This is a genomic window from Isoptericola sp. NPDC055063, from assembly GCF_053608125.1.
In genome coordinates this window covers 136011-154624 of sequence record NZ_JBSGUW010000008.1, presented here as the reverse complement: position 1 = coordinate 154624, position 18614 = coordinate 136011, and the positions used below count along the sequence as shown (strand labels likewise).

The 18614-nt window shown below is 74.0% G+C and carries 20 protein-coding genes; 7 read left to right on the top strand and 13 right to left on the bottom strand.

Annotated features, from left to right (window positions below; translation table 11 throughout):
- Positions 1 to 117: 117 nt before the first annotated feature.
- Together ACWF41_RS11770 and ACWF41_RS11765 are read right to left on the bottom strand one after the other, a co-directional pair.
- Positions 118 to 1311: an amidohydrolase gene (locus ACWF41_RS11770; RefSeq protein WP_380317961.1), complete on the bottom strand. Its 1194-nt coding sequence runs from the start codon at positions 1309 to 1311 to the stop codon at positions 118 to 120.
- Positions 1308 to 2426 (bottom strand): mannose-1-phosphate guanylyltransferase, encoded by a 1119-nt coding sequence (locus ACWF41_RS11765; RefSeq protein WP_380317958.1) that lies wholly within the window; start codon positions 2424 to 2426, stop codon positions 1308 to 1310. The genes ACWF41_RS11770 and ACWF41_RS11765 overlap by 4 nt, the downstream gene beginning before the upstream one ends.
- Positions 2427 to 2609: 183 nt before the next feature.
- On the opposite strand from ACWF41_RS11765, the gene sdhC reads away from it, so the two are divergent.
- From sdhC to ACWF41_RS11745, 4 genes are read left to right on the top strand one after another with little or no spacing between them, the layout of a single operon-like run.
- Positions 2610 to 2993 (top strand): succinate dehydrogenase, cytochrome b556 subunit, encoded by a 384-nt coding sequence (gene sdhC / locus ACWF41_RS11760; RefSeq protein ID WP_380317955.1) that lies wholly within the window; start codon positions 2610 to 2612, stop codon positions 2991 to 2993.
- Positions 2993 to 3457: a succinate dehydrogenase hydrophobic membrane anchor subunit gene (locus ACWF41_RS11755; RefSeq protein ID WP_380317952.1), complete on the top strand. Its 465-nt coding sequence runs from the start codon at positions 2993 to 2995 to the stop codon at positions 3455 to 3457. Before sdhC ends, ACWF41_RS11755 begins: the two co-directional genes overlap by 1 nt.
- Positions 3458 to 3472: 15 nt before the next feature.
- Positions 3473 to 5308, top strand: coding sequence for a succinate dehydrogenase flavoprotein subunit (gene sdhA, locus ACWF41_RS11750; protein WP_380317949.1), 1836 nt, complete (start codon positions 3473 to 3475; stop codon positions 5306 to 5308).
- Positions 5308 to 6084, top strand: a complete 777-nt coding sequence (locus tag ACWF41_RS11745; RefSeq protein WP_380317946.1) for a succinate dehydrogenase iron-sulfur subunit — start codon at positions 5308 to 5310, stop codon at positions 6082 to 6084. Before sdhA ends, ACWF41_RS11745 begins: the two co-directional genes overlap by 1 nt.
- Here the strand turns inward: ACWF41_RS11745 and ACWF41_RS11740 are convergent.
- From ACWF41_RS11740 to sigE, 7 genes are all read right to left on the bottom strand, one after another.
- On the bottom strand, positions 6068 to 7153 hold the full coding sequence (locus tag ACWF41_RS11740; protein WP_380317943.1) for a YihY/virulence factor BrkB family protein: 1086 nt from the start codon (positions 7151 to 7153) through the stop codon (positions 6068 to 6070). The two genes, ACWF41_RS11745 and ACWF41_RS11740, sit on opposite strands and share 17 nt — an antisense overlap.
- Positions 7154 to 7163: 10 nt before the next feature.
- A complete protein-coding gene (locus tag ACWF41_RS11735) occupies positions 7164 to 7718 on the bottom strand; it encodes a 2'-5' RNA ligase family protein (protein ID WP_380317940.1) in 555 nt (184 codons plus the stop codon).
- Entirely contained in the window at positions 7715 to 8782 is a 1068-nt protein-coding gene (trpS, locus tag ACWF41_RS11730; protein WP_380317937.1) for a tryptophan--tRNA ligase, read from the bottom strand. The genes ACWF41_RS11735 and trpS overlap by 4 nt, the downstream gene beginning before the upstream one ends.
- 70 nt (positions 8783 to 8852) lie before the next feature.
- Positions 8853 to 9272 (bottom strand): Sec-independent protein translocase family protein, encoded by a 420-nt coding sequence (locus ACWF41_RS11725; protein WP_380317934.1) that lies wholly within the window; start codon positions 9270 to 9272, stop codon positions 8853 to 8855.
- Positions 9273 to 9334: 62 nt separating this feature from the next.
- Positions 9335 to 10717, bottom strand: a complete 1383-nt coding sequence (locus ACWF41_RS11720) for a S1C family serine protease (RefSeq protein WP_380317931.1) — start codon at positions 10715 to 10717, stop codon at positions 9335 to 9337.
- The gene (locus ACWF41_RS11715; protein ID WP_380317928.1) at positions 10714 to 11700 is read right to left on the bottom strand and encodes a zf-HC2 domain-containing protein; all 987 of its coding nucleotides are present in this window, start codon (positions 11698 to 11700) and stop codon (positions 10714 to 10716) included. The genes ACWF41_RS11720 and ACWF41_RS11715 overlap by 4 nt, the downstream gene beginning before the upstream one ends.
- Positions 11697 to 12326 carry an RNA polymerase sigma factor SigE gene (sigE, locus tag ACWF41_RS11710; protein WP_380317925.1) on the bottom strand — a complete coding sequence of 210 codons (630 nt, stop codon included), beginning with the start codon at positions 12324 to 12326 and terminating at the stop codon, positions 11697 to 11699. Before sigE ends, ACWF41_RS11715 begins: the two co-directional genes overlap by 4 nt.
- 193 nt (positions 12327 to 12519) lie before the next feature.
- Between sigE and ACWF41_RS11705 the strand changes: the two genes are divergently transcribed.
- Positions 12520 to 13092, top strand: a complete 573-nt coding sequence (locus ACWF41_RS11705) for an O-methyltransferase (RefSeq protein ID WP_380317922.1) — start codon at positions 12520 to 12522, stop codon at positions 13090 to 13092.
- A gap of 104 nt (positions 13093 to 13196) precedes the next feature.
- Here the strand turns inward: ACWF41_RS11705 and ACWF41_RS11700 are convergent, their stop codons facing one another.
- From ACWF41_RS11700 to dapE, 4 genes are all read right to left on the bottom strand, one after another.
- Positions 13197 to 13364 (bottom strand): DUF3117 domain-containing protein, encoded by a 168-nt coding sequence (locus ACWF41_RS11700; protein WP_079573043.1) that lies wholly within the window; start codon positions 13362 to 13364, stop codon positions 13197 to 13199.
- Between the two features lie 163 nt (positions 13365 to 13527).
- The gene (gene folP, locus ACWF41_RS11695; RefSeq protein WP_380317918.1) at positions 13528 to 14469 is read right to left on the bottom strand and encodes a dihydropteroate synthase; all 942 of its coding nucleotides are present in this window, start codon (positions 14467 to 14469) and stop codon (positions 13528 to 13530) included.
- Complete coding sequence (locus tag ACWF41_RS11690) at positions 14466 to 15284, bottom strand: LOG family protein (RefSeq protein ID WP_380317915.1); 819 nt, start codon at positions 15282 to 15284, stop codon at positions 14466 to 14468. The genes folP and ACWF41_RS11690 overlap by 4 nt, the downstream gene beginning before the upstream one ends.
- A 10-nt stretch (positions 15285 to 15294) precedes the next feature.
- Complete coding sequence (gene dapE / locus ACWF41_RS11685) at positions 15295 to 16503, bottom strand: succinyl-diaminopimelate desuccinylase (RefSeq protein ID WP_380317912.1); 1209 nt, start codon at positions 16501 to 16503, stop codon at positions 15295 to 15297.
- 30 nt (positions 16504 to 16533) lie between these two features.
- Between dapE and dapD the strand changes: the two genes are divergently transcribed.
- Positions 16534 to 17502 (top strand): 2,3,4,5-tetrahydropyridine-2,6-dicarboxylate N-succinyltransferase, encoded by a 969-nt coding sequence (dapD, locus tag ACWF41_RS11680; RefSeq protein ID WP_380317909.1) that lies wholly within the window; start codon positions 16534 to 16536, stop codon positions 17500 to 17502.
- A 2-nt stretch (positions 17503 to 17504) separates the two neighbouring features.
- Complete coding sequence (locus ACWF41_RS11675; protein ID WP_380317906.1) at positions 17505 to 18413, top strand: hypothetical protein; 909 nt, start codon at positions 17505 to 17507, stop codon at positions 18411 to 18413.
- Positions 18414 to 18614 lie beyond the last annotated feature (201 nt).

The following is an 18614-nucleotide window of genomic DNA, read 5'->3' as shown; positions in this document are numbered from 1 at the left end:
TGAGCCTAGCCACCGGCGACCGCGCCGAGAACCGCAAGCGGTGAACCTGCAGGAGTCGTTACCGAAGCGGTATCGACGCGGCACCTCCCGGGAACACACCGGCAACTTTCCGGCGGGTCAGGGCTGCAGCGCGAAACGTCCCAGCAGCCGGGCCCCGACGGCGATCGACCGCTCGTCGACCACCAGGTCGCCCCGGTGGATGTCGTAGCGCCGCTCCCCCGGCGTCGCGGTGCCCAGCCGCGCCATCGCGCCGGGGGCCTTGGTGAGGTACCAGGCGAAGTCCTCGCCGCCGAGCGACTGCTCCGTGAGCACCACGCCGTCGGGCCCGAGCACCGCCGCCCCCGCGGCCTCCAGCGCCCCGGTCACCGCCGCGTCGTTGTCGACCGGCGGGACGCCGCGCGCGTGCCGCACCGTCACGTCCACCTCGTAGGGGGCCACGACCTGCTCGACCGCGTCGTGGAGCACCTGGCCCGCGCGCTCCCAGGCGCGCACGTCCAGGCAGCGCAGCGTGCCTCCCACGGTGCCCGTGGCGGGGATGGCGTTGTGCGCGTTGCCCGCGTGCACGGCGCCCCAGGTGAGGTTCACGCCCGAGCGCGGGTCGAGCCGGCGGCCCAGCACCGCGGGGACCTGGGTGATGACCTGGCCCAGCGCGTACACGACGTCGCCCGTGAGGTGCGGGCGCGAGGTGTGGCCGCCGCTCGAGGACAGCGTGACCGTCACGGTGTCGGACGCGGACGTGATCGGCCCGATGCGCGTGCCGACCTGCCCGACGTCGAGCTTGGGCTCGCAGTGCACCGCGGCGATGCGGTCCACGCCGTCCAGCGCGCCCTGCCCGATGACGTCGTGCGCGCCCCCGGGGGTGACCTCCTCCGCGGGCTGGAACACGAGCCGCACGCCGCGCTCGAGCAGGCCCTCGTCGGCCAGGGCCGCGAGGGCCAGCCCGGCGCCCAGCACGACCGCCGTGTGCACGTCGTGACCGCAGGCGTGCGCGACGCCCGGCACGACGGAACGGAACGGCAGCCCGCAGGAGTCCTCGAGCGGCAGCGCGTCGATGTCGGCACGCAGGGCCACCCGGCCGCGGCCGTCGGCCGTGCGCCCCGGGCCGATGTCGCAGACCAGCCCCGAGCCCTCCAGCAGCCGGGGCTCGAGGCCGGCAGCACGCAGCCGGTCGGCCACCAGCGCGGTGGTGCGCACCTCCTGGCGGGCGAGCTCCGGGTGGGCGTGCACGTCGCGCCGCACGGCGATCAGCTCCGCCTCCAGCGCGCCGACGACCTCGTCGAGGCGCGCGCCGGTGCCGGTGCCGGCGCTCACAGGACGTCCTCGCGGCCGTGGGTCCGCATCGCGTCGACCATGTCCTTGACCTGCTGGGCGCGGGCCCGGGTCGTGACCAGCAGCGCGTCCGGGGTGTCGACGACGACGACGTCGTCGATGCCGAGCAGCGCGACCACCCGGTCGCCGCCCGGGACGACGACGGATCCGGCGGACTGCACGCGCACCACGTCGGCGGGGTCGCCGAGCACCTTGGACCCCCCGTCGTCGTCCGACGGCAGGAGCGCGGCGAGCGAGTTGAAGTCCCCGACGTCGTCCCAGCCGAAGGTGCCGGGCACGACGGCGACGCCGCCCTCCGCGGCCACCGGCTCCGCGACGGCGTGGTCGATCGCGATCTTCTCCAGCCCCGGCCACACCCGGGCCACGACCTCGGCGCGCCGCGGTGTGTCCCACGCGGCGGCGATCTGCCGCAGCCCGTCGTGCAGGGCGGGGCGGTGGGTCGCCAGGTGCCCCAGGAGCACAGAGCTGCGGGCCACGAAGATGCCCGCGTTCCAGCGGTACTCGCCCGACGCCACGTACTCGCGGGCGGTCGCGGCGTCCGGCTTCTCCGTGAAGCCGCGCGCGTGCAAGGCGCTCGGCGCGCCCTCGACGCCCAGCGGCTCGCCGCTGTGCACGTAGCCGAAGGCCACGGACGGGCGCGAGGCCGCGATCCCGATCGTCGTGACGTAGCCCGCGCGCGCGGCCTCGACCGCCTCGCGCACCGCGGCGTCGAAGGCGGCCGCGCCGGACACGACCTGGTCCGCCGCGAAGGAGCCGACGACGACGTCCCCGTGCCGCCGCTCGAGCACGGCGGCGGCGAGGCCGATGGCAGCCATGGAGTCGCGCGGCGACGGCTCGGCGAGCACGTCGTCGTCGCCGAGCCCGGGGAGCTGCTCGCGCGCGGCGGCCACGTGCTGCTCCCCCGTGACGAGGACCACCCCACCGGGACCGGTCAGGGGCCGGAGCCGGTCGACGGTGCCCTGCAGCAGGGAGCGGCCGGTGCCCGCGAGGTCGTGCAGGAACTTGGGGGCGCCCGCCCTGGACAGCGGCCACAGGCGGGTGCCCGCGCCCCCCGCCGGGACCACGGCGAAGAACCCGGGGACGGGTCGGGAAGTCATGTCCGCAGCATAGTGACGCGTGCTGACGGCGACGGCTCGCGCGACGTCAACCCTGTGGGATGGGTCACGAAACGCCCCGAGCCGTCCCGGTTTGCCGGACCTCGTGTGCCGGGAGGCGACCGGATGTCACTACAGTGGCCGTGAACGGAATCCACACAGAATCCGCCAACGGAGGCTCCCCCCGTGCCTACAGCACCTGCTGGCACGCTCTACCGCGGCCGTGAAGGCATGTGGTCCTGGGTCGCGCATCGCGTGACCGGCGTGCTCATCTTCTTCTTCCTCCTCGTGCACATCCTGGACACGGCGCTCGTCCGGGTCTCGCCCGAGGCATACAACGCCGTCATCGGCACGTACCAGACGCCGATCATGGGACTCGGGGAGGCCGGCCTGGTGGCCGCGATCGTCTTCCACGCGTTCAACGGCATCCGCGTGATCCTGGTCGACTTCTGGGCCAAGGGCCCGAAGTACCAGAAGGCCATGCTCTGGATCGTCGTCGGCCTGTTCGTCGTGACGATGGCCGGCTTCCTGCCGCGGCACCTGATGAACGTCTTCGGAGGTGGGCACTGATGGCTCAGACCCAGACCCCGTCCGCGCTCGCCGCACCGCGCTCCCCGTACGCGCGCCGCAAGACCACCCGCGGCAACTACGAGCTGTACAGCTGGGTGTTCATGCGGGCGTCGGGCGTCGTGCTGCTCGTGCTCGTCTTCGGGCACCTGTTCGTCAACCTCATGGTGGGCGACGGCGTGCACGCCATCGACTTCGCCTTCGTCGGCGGCAAGTGGTCCTCCCCGTTCTGGCAGGTCTGGGACCTGCTGATGCTGTGGCTCGCGATGATCCACGGCACCAACGGCGTGCGCACGATCATCAACGACTACGCCCAGCGCGACACCACCCGCATGGTGCTCAAGGGGCTGCTGTACCTGGCGTTCGTGATCGTCGTCGTGCTCGGCACCCTCGTGATCTTCACGTTCAACCCGTGCCCGCCGGACGCACCGGCGAACCTCCTGCCGTCGATCTGTTCCGCGAACTAAGGACTGGCTCCCCCGATGCAGACACACCAGTACGACGTCGTCATCGTCGGCGCAGGCGGCGCCGGCATGCGCGCGGCGCTCGAGGCCTCCGGCGAGGCCCGCACCGCCGTCATCTCCAAGCTGTACCCCACCCGCTCCCACACCGGCGCCGCCCAGGGCGGCATGGCCGCGGCCCTCGCGAACGTCGAGGAGGACAACTGGGAGTGGCACACGTTCGACACCGTCAAGGGCGGTGACTACCTGGTCGACCAGGACGCGGCGGAGATCCTCGCGAAGGAGGCCATCGACTCGGTCCTCGACCTGGAGAAGATGGGCCTGCCCTTCAACCGCACGCCCGAGGGCCGGATCGACCAGCGCCGGTTCGGCGGGCACACCCGCGACCACGGCCAGGCCGCGGTGCGCCGCGCCTGCTACGCCGCGGACCGCACCGGCCACATGATCCTGCAGACGCTCTACCAGAACTGCGTGAAGCAGCAGGTGGAGTTCTTCAACGAGTTCTACGTCCTCGACCTGCTGACGGACCACGACCTCACCACCGAGCAGATCGAAGACGGGGCCGAGGTCAACGCGACCGGCGTCGTCGCCTACGACCTGGCCAGCGGCGAGATCCACGTGTTCCAGGCGAAGGCGATCATCTTCGCGACCGGCGGCGCGGGCAAGATCTTCAAGACCACCTCCAACGCCCACACCCTCACGGGCGACGGCATGGCGCTGGCGTACCGCCGCGGCCTGCCCCTGGAGGACATGGAGTTCTTCCAGTTCCACCCGACAGGCCTGGCCGGCCTGGGCATCCTCCTGTCGGAGGCGGCCCGCGGCGAGGGCGGCATCCTGCGCAATGCGGACGGCGAACGCTTCATGGAGCGCTACGCCCCCACCATCAAGGACCTCGCGCCGCGCGACATCGTCGCCCGGTCGATGGCCAACGAGGTGCGCGAGGGCCGCGGCGCCGGCCCGAACAAGGACTACGTCCTGCTCGACCTGACGCACCTCGAGCCCGCGCACATCGACGCGAAGCTCCCGGACATCACCGAGTTCGCGCGCACCTACCTCGGCATCGAGCCGTACACCGAGCCCGTGCCCGTGTACCCCACCGCGCACTACGCGATGGGCGGCGTCCCGACCAACATCCTGGGCGAGGTGCTCCGCGACAGCCACAACGTCGTCAAGGGCCTCTACGCCGCGGGCGAGGTCGCGTGCGTGTCCGTGCACGGCTCCAACCGCCTGGGCACCAACTCGCTGCTCGACATCAACGTCTTCGGCAAGCGCGCCGGCCGCTCCGCGGCCGCGTACGCCAAGACGGTCGCCCAGCACGCGGAGCTGCCGGAGGCCCCGGCCGCCCGCGTCGAGGCCCAGCTCGCCGAGATGCGCGACCGCCCCGAGGGCGAGCGCGTCGCCGACGTCCGCCAGGCGCTGCAGGAGACCATGGACGCGAACGCCCAGGTGTTCCGCACCGGCGACTCGCTGAACGAGGCGCTCGCCACGATCCGCGACCTGCAGAAGCGGTACCGGAACGTGTCCGTCCAGGACAAGGGCAAGCTGTTCAACACGGACCTGCTCGAGGCGATCGAGCTCGGCTTCCTGCTGGACATCGCCGAGGTGACCGTCGTCGCCGCCCTGAACCGCAAGGAGTCGCGCGGCGGGCACTACCGCGAGGACTACCCCGCCCGCGACGACGCGAACTACATGCTGCACACGATGGCGTACCGCCGCCCGACGTCGGCCCCCGACGCCGGCGACGGCCACGTCCCGGGCTACTTCGACCACGTCGAGGACTTCGGGGACTACAAGGTCGTCCTGGGGTCCAAGCCCGTCATCCAGACCCGGTACGAGCCCATGGAGCGGAAGTACTGATGACTGCTGTTCTCGAGAACCCCGCTGCCCCGTCGGCCGAGCCGAAGGCCGGCGCCGTCCCCAGCTTCGAGGTCACGCTCCGCGTCCGGCGGTACAACCCCGAGTCGGAGCACGGCGAGGAGTCGACCTGGGACGACTTCGTCGTCCAGGTGCACGGCACCGACCGCGTGCTCGACGCGCTGCACAAGATCAAGTGGGAGCAGGACGGGTCGCTGACCTTCCGCCGTTCGTGCGCTCACGGGGTCTGCGGCTCCGACGCCATGCGGATCAACGGCCGCAACCGGCTCGCCTGCAAGACGCTCCTCAAGGACGTCAACCCGGACAAGCCGATCACCGTGGAGCCCATCAAGGGCCTGCCCGTGGTCAAGGACCTCGTGGTCGACATGGAGCCGTTCTTCGCCTCCTACCGCGAGATCATGCCGTTCCTCATCACGTCGGGGAACGAGCCGAGCCGCGAGCGGCTGCAGTCCGCCGAGGACCGCGAGCGGTTCGACGACACCACCAAGTGCATCCTGTGCGCCGCGTGCACGTCGTCGTGCCCCGTGTTCTGGACCGACGGGCAGTACTTCGGCCCGGCCGCGATCGTCAACGCGCACCGGTTCATCTTCGACAGCCGCGACGAGGGCGCCACCCAGCGCCTGGAGATCCTCAACGACAAGGAGGGCGTGTGGCGCTGCCGCACGACCTTCAACTGCACCGAGGCCTGCCCCCGCGGCATCGAGGTCACCAAGGCCATCCAGGAGGTCAAGCGCGCGATGATCACCCGCGCGTTCTGACGCCCCGTCCCGCCCGCCGGCCCACCCGGCGGACGCTGGACATCCGCATGGCGTAGGAGCCCCGTCGTACCCCGCGTACGACGGGGCTCCACGGCTTTCCGGACCCCTGCCCGCGCCGGACGACGCGCTCGATCTCCGCCGCGTCGCGCATCGCCGCGACCTCCGCCTCCGCGCGCGCGATCTCGTCCAGGCGGGGCGGGTCGTAGATCCACGCGCACACCAGCAGCAGCACCCGCGCGACGAAGTTCACCAGCACCAGGACCGTCACGAGGCCGGCGAACGCGGCGAGCAGGGCGTTGCGCTCCGCGCCGGCGGCCACGACCGACGTGCCCAGCCAGCGCAGCACTCCCGCCACGACGCCCGCCGCGAGGCAGCCGAGGACGAAGTCGCGCGTGCGGCGCGGGCGCACCCGGGCCACGACGCGCACGATGAGGTAGACCAGCAGCGCGTCGAGGGCCACCCCGACCGCGGCAGATCCCAGCGCCGTGACCTGGGCGACGACGAACGACCCGCCGAACAGGTCCTCGACCCGCCGGCTCACCGCCTGGGACAGGATGCTCGCCGCGGCGGAGGCCACGATCATCGCCCCGAGGATGACGAAGCCCAGCAGCTCCCAGATCTTCGACAGCACGGGGCTGACACCCACCACCGGCTGGTCGAACATCGACCGCACGGAGATGCGCAGGGCCCGCATGAACCCGATCGCCGTCCACAGGAACACCACGGTGGCCGTCACGCTGTACCAGGTGATCACACTGGGCAGCACCAGCTGCGACGGTTGGATGACGTACTTGTCACCCTCGCCGACGAGTCCCGGCAGCCACGTGTTGATCTGCCTGAAGACGGCTTCCTGGAGCTCTTTCCGGCCGTCCAGCACCCGCGAGAACACGGTGAAGCCGATGGTCAGCGCGGCGAAGAGCGAGAAGATCGCCGTGTAGGCGATGCCGCCGCACAGGAGGGCGCCGCGGCGGTCGACGTACCAGTACCAGGACCGCACGGGCCGGAGGCTCTTGAACCACTGGTACGCGACGACGGACCGGCTCTTGGCCTGGACGAGTCGGTCGTTCACAACCGCGACCCTAGGGAGCCGGGTGCTCCCCCGCGAGCCGGAACGAGCGTTGCGGGCGCCACACACCGTCGTCGCCGTGCTCGTACTGCCAGAGGCGGTCCACCTCGAAGACGCCGTCGAAGTCGGCCATCTCGACGAAGGCGCGGTCCAGGTCGGCCTCGGTGACCTCGTGCGCGACGGTGACGTGCGGGTGGTAGTTGAACCGCAGGTCCTGGGCCAGCACGCCCGACCGCGCGGCGGTCTCGAGCCGCTCGCACTCCGCGATGCCCTCGGCGAGCGACACGAACACGACCGGCGAGACGGGGCGGAACGTGCCCGCCCCGCGCAGGTGGACGCGGAACGGGGCCGTCTCTGACGCCACCTTCTCCAGGTGCTCCGCCACGGCGTCGAGCAGCGACTCGTCGACCACCGTCGGGCCGATCACCGTGATGTGCGGCGGGATGGAGTTCGCCAGCGGGTCGCCGAGCCGGGCGCGCGCCTCCTGGAGCTGCGTGCCGTACGGCTCGGGCACCGCGATGGCGACGCCGATCCGCACCTGGGCAGGCCCGCGGTCAGGGAAGTTCACCGGGCGCCTCGCGGCAGCAGGCCGAACCGGTCGTAGACGCGGTCGAGCACCGGCCGCGCGATGTCCCGCGCGCGCTCGGCGCCGTCGGCCAGCACCTTGTCGAGCTGCGCCGGGTCCGCGAGGTAGGTCTGGGCCCGCGTCTGGAACGGCTCGAGGAAGGCGACGACGGCGTCGGCCAGGTCCACCTTGAGGTAGCCGTAGCCACGGCCGTCGTACTCGGCGGCGATCTCGTCGACGCCGCGCCCCGTGACGGCTGAGAAGATCGTCAGCAGGTTGGAGATGCCCGGCTTGGCGGCCGGGTCGTAGCGCACGCCGTAGGACTCGTCCGCGTCCGTGACGGCGGACTTGATCGCCTTGACGGCCTTCTTCGGGTCCTCCAGCAGCCAGACGACACCCTTGCCGCCGGCGTTCGACTTGCTCATCTTGGCCGTGGGCTCCTGCAGATCCTGGATCTTCGCCACGGCCTTGACGATGTGCGCCTCGGGGACGACGGCGGTGCCCTCGCCGAAGCGGGCGTTCAGGCGCTCCGCGAGGTCGCGGGTGAGCTCGAGGTGCTGGCGCTGGTCCTCGCCGACCGGCACCAGCGCCGTGTCGTACAGGAGGATGTCCGCGGCCATGAGCACCGGGTACGTGAACAGGCCCACGGTGGTGCCCTCGGACCCCTGCTTGGCCGACTTGTCCTTGAACTGCGTCATCCGGCCGGCCTCGCCGAAACCGGTCTGGCACGACAGGAGCCACGCCAGCTCCGCGTGCTCGGCCACGTGCGACTGCACGAACAGGATCGACCGTTCGGGGTCGATGCCGCCCGCGAGGTACTGCGCGGCCGTGCGGCGGGTGCGCTCGCGCAGCGCCGCCGGGTCCGGGTTCACCGTCAGGGCGTGCAGGTCGACGACGCAGTACAACGCCTCGTGGCCCTCCTGGAGGGCCACCCACTGGGCCAGCGCGCCCAGGTAGTTCCCGAGGTGCAACGACCCGTCGGTCGGCTGCATGCCGGAGAAGATGCGGGGCAGCCCCGGCGCGGACGCTCCGCGCTGCGGGGACGATGAGGTGGCGACGTCGGGCATGGCGTCCATTGTGGCAGGTCGCCCGGGCCCGTCGAAAACCGGTCCAGGAGGAGGGCCGCCGGAGCGACGGCTACGTGGCCTCGTCGTCGAACGGGGCCGGCACCGTGACCTCCGCCTGCTCCGAGGTGCTCGTGGCGGCGGCGCCCGCGGACCCGCCGGCCGTGCCCGCCGCTGCGGCGGTGCCCGCCGCTGCGGCCGTCGCAGCCGGCGCGGGCGCCCGCGCCGGGATGTCGTCGTCGTCGTCCGCCAGCGCCTCGCGCACGATGCGGCGCGGGTCGTACTGGCGGGGGTCGAGCTTGGACCAGTCCACGTCCTGGAACTCGGGGCCGAGCTCGGTGTCCACCCGCTCCTTGGCGTCCCGGAGCATGCGCCGGCCGCGCTTCACGAGCGACGCGAGCTGGGAGGCGTACCCGGGGAGGCGCTCGGGTCCGATCAGCAGGACGGCGAGCACCACGATGATGAGGAACTCACCGCCGTTGATGTCGAACACGGGAGCAGCCTAGCGCCCGCGGGAGGCGGCGCGGACGCCGCGACGGAAACTGGGCACGGACGTCATTCGGACTCCCTCTCCTGCAGCACGACGCGCACCTCGCGCTCCTGCCCGTTCGTGCGCACGCGCAGCGTCACCGCGTCGCCGGGCTGGCGCGCGCGGATGGCCACGATGAGCGCGTCGCTCATGGTCACGGGCCTGCCGTCGACCGAGAGGATCACGTCGCCCGGCCGGATGCCGGCCCGGTCGGCGGGGCCATCGGGGGTCACCGCCGCCTGCCCCTGCTGGGAGCCGTCGGAGACCTTGACCCCCTCGCCCGAGTACGACGTGTCGAGCAGGGCCCCGATCACCGGGTAGGTGGCGTGCCCGGACTCGATGAGCTGCTCCGCCGTGTGGCGCGCCTGCGACGACGGGATCGCGAAGCCGAGGCCGATGTTGCCCGTGGCGGCCAGCGCACCCGGCGGCTGCGCGATCGCGGAGTTGATCCCCACCACCTCGCCGTCGGCGTCGATCAGCGGCCCCCCGGAGTTCCCCGGGTTGATCGCGGCGTCGGTCTGGATGGCGTCGATGAACGCGGCGGTCGCTCCCCCGGTCTCGTCGCCCGCCTGCACCGGCCGGTGCAGCGCGCTGACGATCCCTGTCGTGACGGTCGAGTCCAGGCCCAGCGGCGCACCCACGGCGAGCACCGGGTCGCCGACGACCACCTCGTCCGAGTCGCCGAGGACGAGGGGCTCCAGCCCGTCCTCGTCCACCTTGATGACGGCGAGGTCGTAGTCCGCGGTGCGCCCCACGACCTTCGCGTCGCGCTCCCGCCCGTCCGAGAACGTCACGCGGGCCGATCCCTTGCCGTCCGCCGGGGCCACGACGTGGTTGTTCGTGAGGATGTAGCCGTCCTCGCGCAGCACGAACCCCGAGCCCGTCGACACGCCGTCCGCGCCCGTCACCTGGATCGACACGACGCTCGGGAGCACGTGCGCGGCGAGCGCGGCGACCGAGCCGTCGGGCCGCGCCGCCCCGGCGGAGGCGCCCGTCGCCGCGCCACCCGTGCCGGAGGTCGGCAGCGCCGCGTCGGTGGGGCGCCCGTCGTCGAGCGCGTCGGAGACCCGCCCCCCGACGAAGCCGCCCACCGCGCCCGCCACCAGGGCGAGGGCCACGACGGCGGCCGTGCCCGGCCGGCGTCGGCGCGTCGCCGGTCCAGCCGGGGCGTGGCCCGTCGGCGCGACATGGTCCGCGGCGGGGGCGCTGTGGTCCTCCGCGGCGCCGGCGTGGTCCGCGGCCGGGGCGTGCGCCGCGTCCGACGGCGTCGGGGACAGCGTCGGCGGGAACGGCGAGGCGGGGAGCGCGCGGACGACCGGCACGACCGGCGGCTCGGGCTCCGGGGCGCGCGCCGGCGGCTCGGGCGGGGCGAACAGGTCGTCGTCGTCAGGGCGGGACGGTGCGGTCATCGGCGCCAGAGGGCTCCTGTCATGGTGGTCCAGCCGCGGGTGATCTCGTGCAGCACGCCGGCGTCGTCGCCCGCGGTGGTGCCCGGGAACGCGGCGACGAGCTCGGCGAGCGCGTCCGCGGGAAGGTCGGCGACGACGTCGAGCGCCGTGTCGCCCGACTGCCAGGCGACGTGCCACGGCTCGCTGGAGAGCACGCGCACGTCGTGGTCGTGGACCTCGAGGCCCCCCGACCCGGCGACGCCCGCGCCGTCGACGGCGGGCCCCAGGTCCGCGAGCCGCCCCTGGCGCAGGCACACGACGGCGTTGCCGTCCGGCCCGGACACGTCCAGCTCCACCGACCCGGTGGACGACCCGTCGGTCGCGGTGCAGCCGTCGGTGCGCAGCGCGGTGATCGCGTAGCCGACGGGCAGCGCCGCGGGGGCGGCCCAGCCGTGCTCGGACAGCCACGCGATCGACTCCGCGGTGCTCGCGCGCGCGGCCGCCGCGTCGGAGGCGCCGACCGGCTCCGCGCCCGCCAGGAGGGTGAGGGCCGCGGCCCGCGACGGGTCGGGGCTGACCACCGGGGCCTGGCCCAGCACGAAGAGCGCCACCCCGAGCACGCCCACCCCGCCCGCGCCGACGGCGACGAAGCGGCGCGTGCGGTGCCGGCGCCGCGCGCCGAGCTGCCCGGAGAGCGTCGGGGCCCACGCGGCGGGGCGCTCCCAGCCGACGACGTCGCCCCGGTCGCGCAACGGGTCCCCCGCCGTCGACGGGATCGAGGCCGACAGTGCGAGGAGGCGGTCCGTGAGCTCCGGGTCGGGCGCCACGTCACGGGCCCCGGCGAGGGCCCGGCGCGCCGCCCGGGCGGCGTCGAGCTCCGCGGCGCAGCGCTCGCAGCCCGCGACGTGCACCAGCGCCCGCTCCGTCGACGCGGCGTCGAGCTGGCCGTCGGCGACGTCGCTCACCCACGGTCCGAGGTGGCCGCCCCCGGCGTAGCCCGTCACGACGGCACCCCGCCGCTCGCGTCCCGCGCCGTCACCTCCGCGCGACGGTGCTCCAGCGCGTCACGGAGCTGCGCGCGGGCCCGGTGGATGCGGGAGCGGACCGTGCCGAGCTTGATGCCCAGCGTGACCGCGATCTCCTCGTAGCTGAGGCCCTCGATGTCGCACAGCACGACGGCGGCGCGGTACTCGGGGCGCAGCGCGTCGAGGGCCGCCTGCACGTCGTGGTCCAGGTTCGCGTGCTCGAAGCCGCGCTCGGGGCGACCGTGGTCCTCCGGCGCGGCCACGCGGGCGGCGTCGTCTCCCATCGCCTCCATGCGGATGCGCTTCTTGCGCCGCACCTGGTCGAGGAAGAGGTTGGTCGTGATGCGGTGCAGCCAGCCCTCGAACGTCCCCGGCGTGTAGCTGGACAGGGAGCGGAAGACGCGCAGGAACGTCTCCTGGGTCAGGTCCTCGGCGTCCTGCCGGTTGCCGCTCAGCCGGTACGCGAGCCGGTAGACGCGCGCCGAGTGCTCGCGCACGATCTCGTCCCACGTGGGGGGCGTCCAGGCGGCGTCCTCGGGCACGCCGAAGCCCGCCTCGGCGGGGGCCTCGGGCACGTCCTGCACGGGAGCGGGGTCGGTCGTCATCATCACCATCGTCCCACGGCAACGTCCGGGCACGCCGCGACGTTCCCGCGTACGATCACCGCAGCATCACCCGCGCCGGCCGCCCCGCCGGCGACCGCGCCGTGGAGGACCCGCCATCAGCACCGACGTCGACGCCCGCAGCGGACGCACCGCCGCCTGGGCCTACAGCGAGTCCTTCGTCCCCGAGGACGAGGTGCTGCTGCGTGCCCGCGAGCGCGCCGCGGAGCTGGGCTGCCACGCCGCCTCCCCGGGCACCGGCGCGCTCCTCCAGGTGATGGCCGCGTCGCTGGGCGCGCGGGCCGTGGTCGAGGTCGGCACGGGCACGGGGGTCGCCGCGCTCTGGCTGCTGCGCGGCATGCCCGCCGACGGCGTCCTCACGACGATCGACGCGGAGCTCGAGCACCAGCGGGCCGCGAAGCGGGCGTTCGCCGAGGCCGGGATCCGCCCGGCCCGCACGCGGACCATCCCCGGCCGCCCCGCGGACGTGCTGCCGCGCCTCACCGACGGTGCGTACGACCTGGTGCTCGTCGGGGCCGACCCGCACGCCTACCCGGAGTACGTCGAGGCGGGGCTGCGGCTGCTGCGCCCGGGCGGTGTGCTCGCCGTCGACGGCGCCCTGCACGGCGGCCGCGTGCCCGACCCGGCGCGCCGCGACGAGGTCACCACCGTGGTGCGCGACGTCGGCCGCTCCCTGCGCGCCGACGACCGGGTGCTCTCGGCGCTCGCGCCCTCCGGCGACGGGCTGCTGCTCGCCGTGCGGCGCTGAGCACCGCCCGCGAGACGCCGACGGAGGACGGCTCCGAGGGAGGGCAAAAGAAACGAGCGCGGGGCGTCCGCCCCGCGCTCGCCGCGTCTGTCGCGTCCTCGCCGTCAGGAGACGACGGCCTGGAGCGCCTCGCCCAGCTCAGTCGCCTCGGTGGCGTTCAGCTCCACGACCAGACGGCCGCCACCCTCGAGCGGGACCCGCATGACGATGCCGCGTCCTTCCTTGGTGACCTCCAGCGGCCCGTCGCCCGTCCGCGGCTTCATCGCAGCCATCTGTGGCTCTCCATTCCGTTGTCCGGTTCCTCGGCCTGACCCCTGCCCGCTGTCCGCCGGTCGGCGGGAGCGGGCCGAGGCGCGCCCCACCATTCTAGTTCAGAACCTGCCCCCGACTTCCACACCCCGGACGCCTCGGATCGACTGGCGAGACCCGCCGCCGTCAGGCCAGGCCACGCAGCACGGCGTGCGGGGGCGCCTCGTCGCGCACGACCGCGACCAGGTCGAGCACCCGCCGGGTCGCGACGACGTCGTGCGCGCGGAAGACGGTCGCCCCCATCCACGCCGCGAGCGCCGTGGCCGCCAGGGTGCCCTCGAGGCGGTCGTCGGGGCCGAGCCCCAGCGTCTCCCCCACGAAGTCCTTGCGGCTGAGGGCCATGAGCAGCGGGTAGCCCAGCCCGGCGAGCACCTCCGTGCGGCGCAGCAGGTGCAGCGAGTGCCAGGTGTTCTTCCCGAAGTCGTGCGTCGGGTCCACCAGGACGGAGCGGGCCGGGACGCCGCACGCCACCGCGCGCGCGGCCGCCGCGCGCAGCGTCGCGACCGCGTCGTCGAGGACGCCGTCGCGCGGGTCGCCGCCCGCGCCCGGCGTCGGCGGGTACTCGACGCGGTACGGGTCGGTGCGCGGCACGGCCCCGCCCGTGTGCGAGCAGACGACGCCGACGCCCGCCGCACCCGCCACCTCGACGAGCTCGGGGTCATGGCCCGCCCAGGTGTCGTTGACCAGGTCCGCGCCCGCCGCGACCACCTCGCGGGCGACGCCGGCCCGCCACGTGTCGACCGACACGAGCAGGTCCGGGACCTGCTCGCGCAGCCGCGCGACGAACGGGACGACGCGGTCGATCTCCTCCGCCTCGTCGACCTCGGGGCCGACGCCGGCTCGCACGCCACCGACGTCGAGGATCTGCGCGCCGTCCTCCCAGGCCTGGTGGGCGGCCGCGAGCGCCGCGCCCTCGTCCGGCTGGCGGGCGGGGGCGTAGAACGAGTCGGTGGTGCGGTTGACGATCGCCATCACCACCGGCCGCAGCGCGCCGTCGGACCCGCGGCCGACCTCGCGCCCGCGCAGCACCAGCGGCGTCCCCGCGGGCGGCGGGGCCAGGTCCGTCACGAGCCGTCGGCGGTGGCGCGCGCCGCGAGCACGTGCCCGCGCTCGACGACGTACTGGACGGCCTCGGCGGGCGAGTCCGTCAGGTGCATGAGGTCGATGTCGTGTGCGCCGATCATGCCGCGGTCGGCGACGGCGGTGCGCAGCCAGTCGAGGAGGCCGCCCCAGTAGTCGGAGCCGACGAGCACGATGGGGAACTCGGTGACCTTGTGCGTCTGGACGAGGGTGAGCGCCTCGAACAGCTCGTCGAAGGTGCCGAACCCGCCCGGCAGCACGATGAATCCCTGCGCGTACTTGACGAACATCGTCTTGCGGGCGAAGAAGTACCGGAAGTTCACGCCGAGGTTGACGTGCTCGTTCATGCCCTGCTCGAACGGCAGCTCGATGCCGAGGCCGATGGACGTGCCGCCCGCCTTGTGCGCGCCGGCGTTCGCGGCCTCCATGATGCCGGGGCCGCCGCCCGTCATGACGGCGTACCCGGCCTCCGCGAGGAGGCGGCCGACCTCGACGGCCTGCGCATAGTCCGGGTGGTCGGGAGACGTGCGCGCCGAGCCGAAGACCGACACGGCCGGGCCCACCTCGGCGAGCGCGCCGAAGCCCTCGACGAACTCCGACTGGATCCGCATCACGCGCCACGGGTCGGAGTGCACCCAGTCGGAGTCTCCCCCGCCGGACAGGAGCCGCTGGTCGGTGGTCTGGGCGGGGATCTCCTTCCCGCGCAGGAGCACGGGCCCCTTGCGGTAGCCGCTGCCCTTCTGGGGCACGCCGTCGTCGCCGCGGCCGGTGCCCGGGCCAGGATGGTTGGTCGCTCGCGTCATGTCCCCGAGCCTAGGCGCCCAGCAGCCACGCGCGCAGGGCGTCGCGGCCGACCGCGAGGCGCGCGACGGGCAGCCGCTCGTCGTCCTTGTGCGCCAGCACCGGGTCGCCGGGACCGAAGTTCACCGCGGGGATGCCCAGCTCGGCGAACCGCGCCACGTCCGTCCAGCCGTACTTGGGCTTCGGCTCGGTACCCGTGGCGGCCTGGACCGCGGCCGCGAAGTCGGCCACCAGCGGGTCGTCGAGGCCCGGTCGGGCGCCCGGCGCGGCGTCGGTGACGACGACCTCGAACCCCTCGAACAGCTCGCGCACGTGCGCCTCCGCCCCCGCGACGTCCAGGGACGGCGCGAAGCGGTAGTTGACGGTGACGGTGCAGGCGTCGGGCACGACGTTGCCCGCGATGCCGCCGCGGATGCCGACCGCGCCCAGGCTCTCCCGGTACACCAGGCCGTCCACCTCGACCTCCCGCGCCTCGTACGCGGCCAGGCGGGCGAGCACCGGGGCCGCCGCGTGGATCGCGTTGACTCCCGCCCAGGCACGGGCCGAGTGCGCGGCGACGCCGTGGGTGCGGACCTCGACGCGCAGCGTGCCGTTGCAGCCGCCCTCGATGCCGTTGTTGCTGGACTCCCCGAGGATCGCGAAGTCCCCCGCGAGCGCCTCCGGGTGGTTGCGCACCAGGCGGCCCAGCCCGCTGAGGGACGCCTCGACCTCCTCGTGGTCGTAGAAGACGTAGGTGACGTCGTGCGCGGGCTCCGCGCCCGGGCGCCCGAGCTCCACGGCGAGGGCGAGGGCGATCGCCACGCCGCCCTTCATGTCCACCGTGCCGCGGCCCCACAGCTCCACGGTGCCGTCCGCCGCGGTCTCCCGCCGGGTCGGGAGGTTGGCGGGCTCGGTGAGCGGCACGGTGTCGAGGTGGCCGGCGATGATCACGCGCCGGTCGCGGCCGAGGGTCGTGCGCGCCACGAGCGCGTCGCCGTCGCGCAGCACCTCCAGGTGCGGCTGGGCGCGCAGCACGCGCTCCACGGCGTCGGCGAGCGCGGCCTCGTCGCCCGAGACCGACGGCACGTCGCACACCGCGGCCAGCAGGTCGACGAGGTCGGACGACGCGATCGTCGCCGGGTCGAGCAGGGTGTCCAGGAGTGTGTCGATCCGGGAGGCGGCGTGCAGGTCCAGGTGGGGGTCGGGCGAAGGCGCTGTGCGGTCCGTGGTCACGCGCACCATCGTGGCAGACGCGCCGACTACGCTGGCCGCATGACGACGCCTGCCTCCTCCCGCCCCGCCTGGGGCCTCGGTCTCGCCACGGTCGCCGACGACGGCACCACGCTCGACGTCTGGTACCCCGCCCCCGTGCTGGGCGCGCCGCCGGAGTCGGACGTCGACATCCCGGCCGAGCTCGACGCCCTCACCGAGCGGGACGACGCGCGCCGCGTGGACGTCGTCGTCGTGCGCACGGTGATCGACCTCGACGTCGCGCCGACGGACACCGCCGACGCGTACCTGCGCCTGCACCTGCTCTCGCACCGGCTGGTCGAGCCGCACGGCGTGAACCTGGACGGGCTGTTCGGCGTGCTGACCAACGTGGTGTGGACGTCGCACGGCCCGTGCGCCGTCGAGGGCTTCGAGGCCACCCGCCTGCGCCTGCGCGCCGACACCGGCCGCGCCGTCACCGTGTTCGGCGTCGACAAGTTCCCCCGCATGGTCGACTACGTCGTCCCCGCGGGCGTGCGGATCGCCGACGCCGACCGCGTGCGCCTGGGCGCGCACCTCGCCGCCGGAACCACGGTCATGCACGAGGGCTTCGTGAACTTCAACGCCGGCACGCTCGGCGCGTCGATGGTCGAGGGCCGCATCTCGGCGGGGGTCGTCGTGGGCGACGGGTCCGACGTCGGCGGCGGCGCGTCGATCATGGGCACGCTGTCCGGGGGCGGCAAGGAGGTCATCCGCGTGGGCGAGCGGTCCCTGCTGGGCGCCAACGCCGGCCTCGGCATCCCGCTGGGCGACGACTGCGTGGTCGAGGCCGGCCTCTACCTGACCGCCGGCACCAAGGTCACCGTGCTCGGCGAGATGGGCGCCGACGGCGACCCGCTCGTCGTCAAGGCCCGCGACCTGGCCGGCCGCGACAACCTGCTCTTCCGCCGCAACTCCCGCACCGGCACCGTCGAGGTGCTCGAGCGCGGTGGGGTCGGCATCGAGCTCAACGCCGCGCTGCACGCGAACTGACGGTGAGCCGGGCCCGACGTCGAAGGCGGCGCACGGCCGGGATCGCCGCGGCCGTCGGCGCCGTCCTCGTGGTCGGGGTCGGCGCGATCGCGGGCGTCGTGTGGTTCCTGGACCGCACGAGCCCGCCGGAGCCCGAGCGCTGCGCCGCCGCGCTGGACGGCACGTCCTGGTACCTCACGCCCGTGCAGGCCCAGAACGCCGCGCTGGTGGTCGGCACGTCCGTGCAGCGGGGCCTGCCCGGACGGGCCGCGACGATCGCGCTGGCGACCGCGCTGCAGGAGTCGCGCCTGGTGAACATCGACTACGGCGACCGGGACTCGCTCGGCCTGTTCCAGCAGCGCCCGTCGCAGGGCTGGGGCACGCCCGAGGAGATCATGGACCCCGTGTACTCGACCGGCGCCTTCTTCGACGGCCTCGTCGAGGTCCGGGGCTACCAGGACATGGAGGTCACCGACGCCGCCCAGGCCGTGCAACGCTCCGGGTTCCCGGAGGCGTACGCCCAGCACGAGACCCGGTCGCGCGCCTGGGCGTCCGCGCTCACCGGGCACTCCCCCGGCGCCGTCACGTGCACGCTCCCGCCCGTCGCCGAGACCGACGCCCCCACCGGCGACGCCGCCGTGGCCACCCTGACCGAGCTCGCGGCGCGCGACCTCGGCCTGCCCACCGACGCCGTGCGGGCGGGCGACGACGGCACCACGGTGCGCATCGACACGGCCGGCCTGCCGCTGAAGCAGAAGCTCTCGACGTGGGCCGTCGCGCACTGGGCGGTCGCGACGGCGTCGTCCACCGGCGCCGAGGAGGTCCGCGCCGGCCGGCAGGCCTGGAGCCGCGAGACCGGCGAGTGGGAGACAGCCCCGGGCGCCGCACACCCGCCCGCGGGCGCGGTCGTCGTCGTCCTCCCCGCCGGCTGACACGGTTCCCCGCAGTCCACCTCGCGGGCGGACACGGTTCCTGCACCAAGGCCGCGGAGCGAAAGGCCGCAGGACGAACGAGCCGAGGGAGCGGGATCTCGTGTCGCGAGGCTGGATGGGCCTGGCGGGAGGTCGCGAGGTGCGAGCGATCGGATGGACGCCTCGCGACACGAGATCCCGCTCCCTCGGCGGGCACTACCG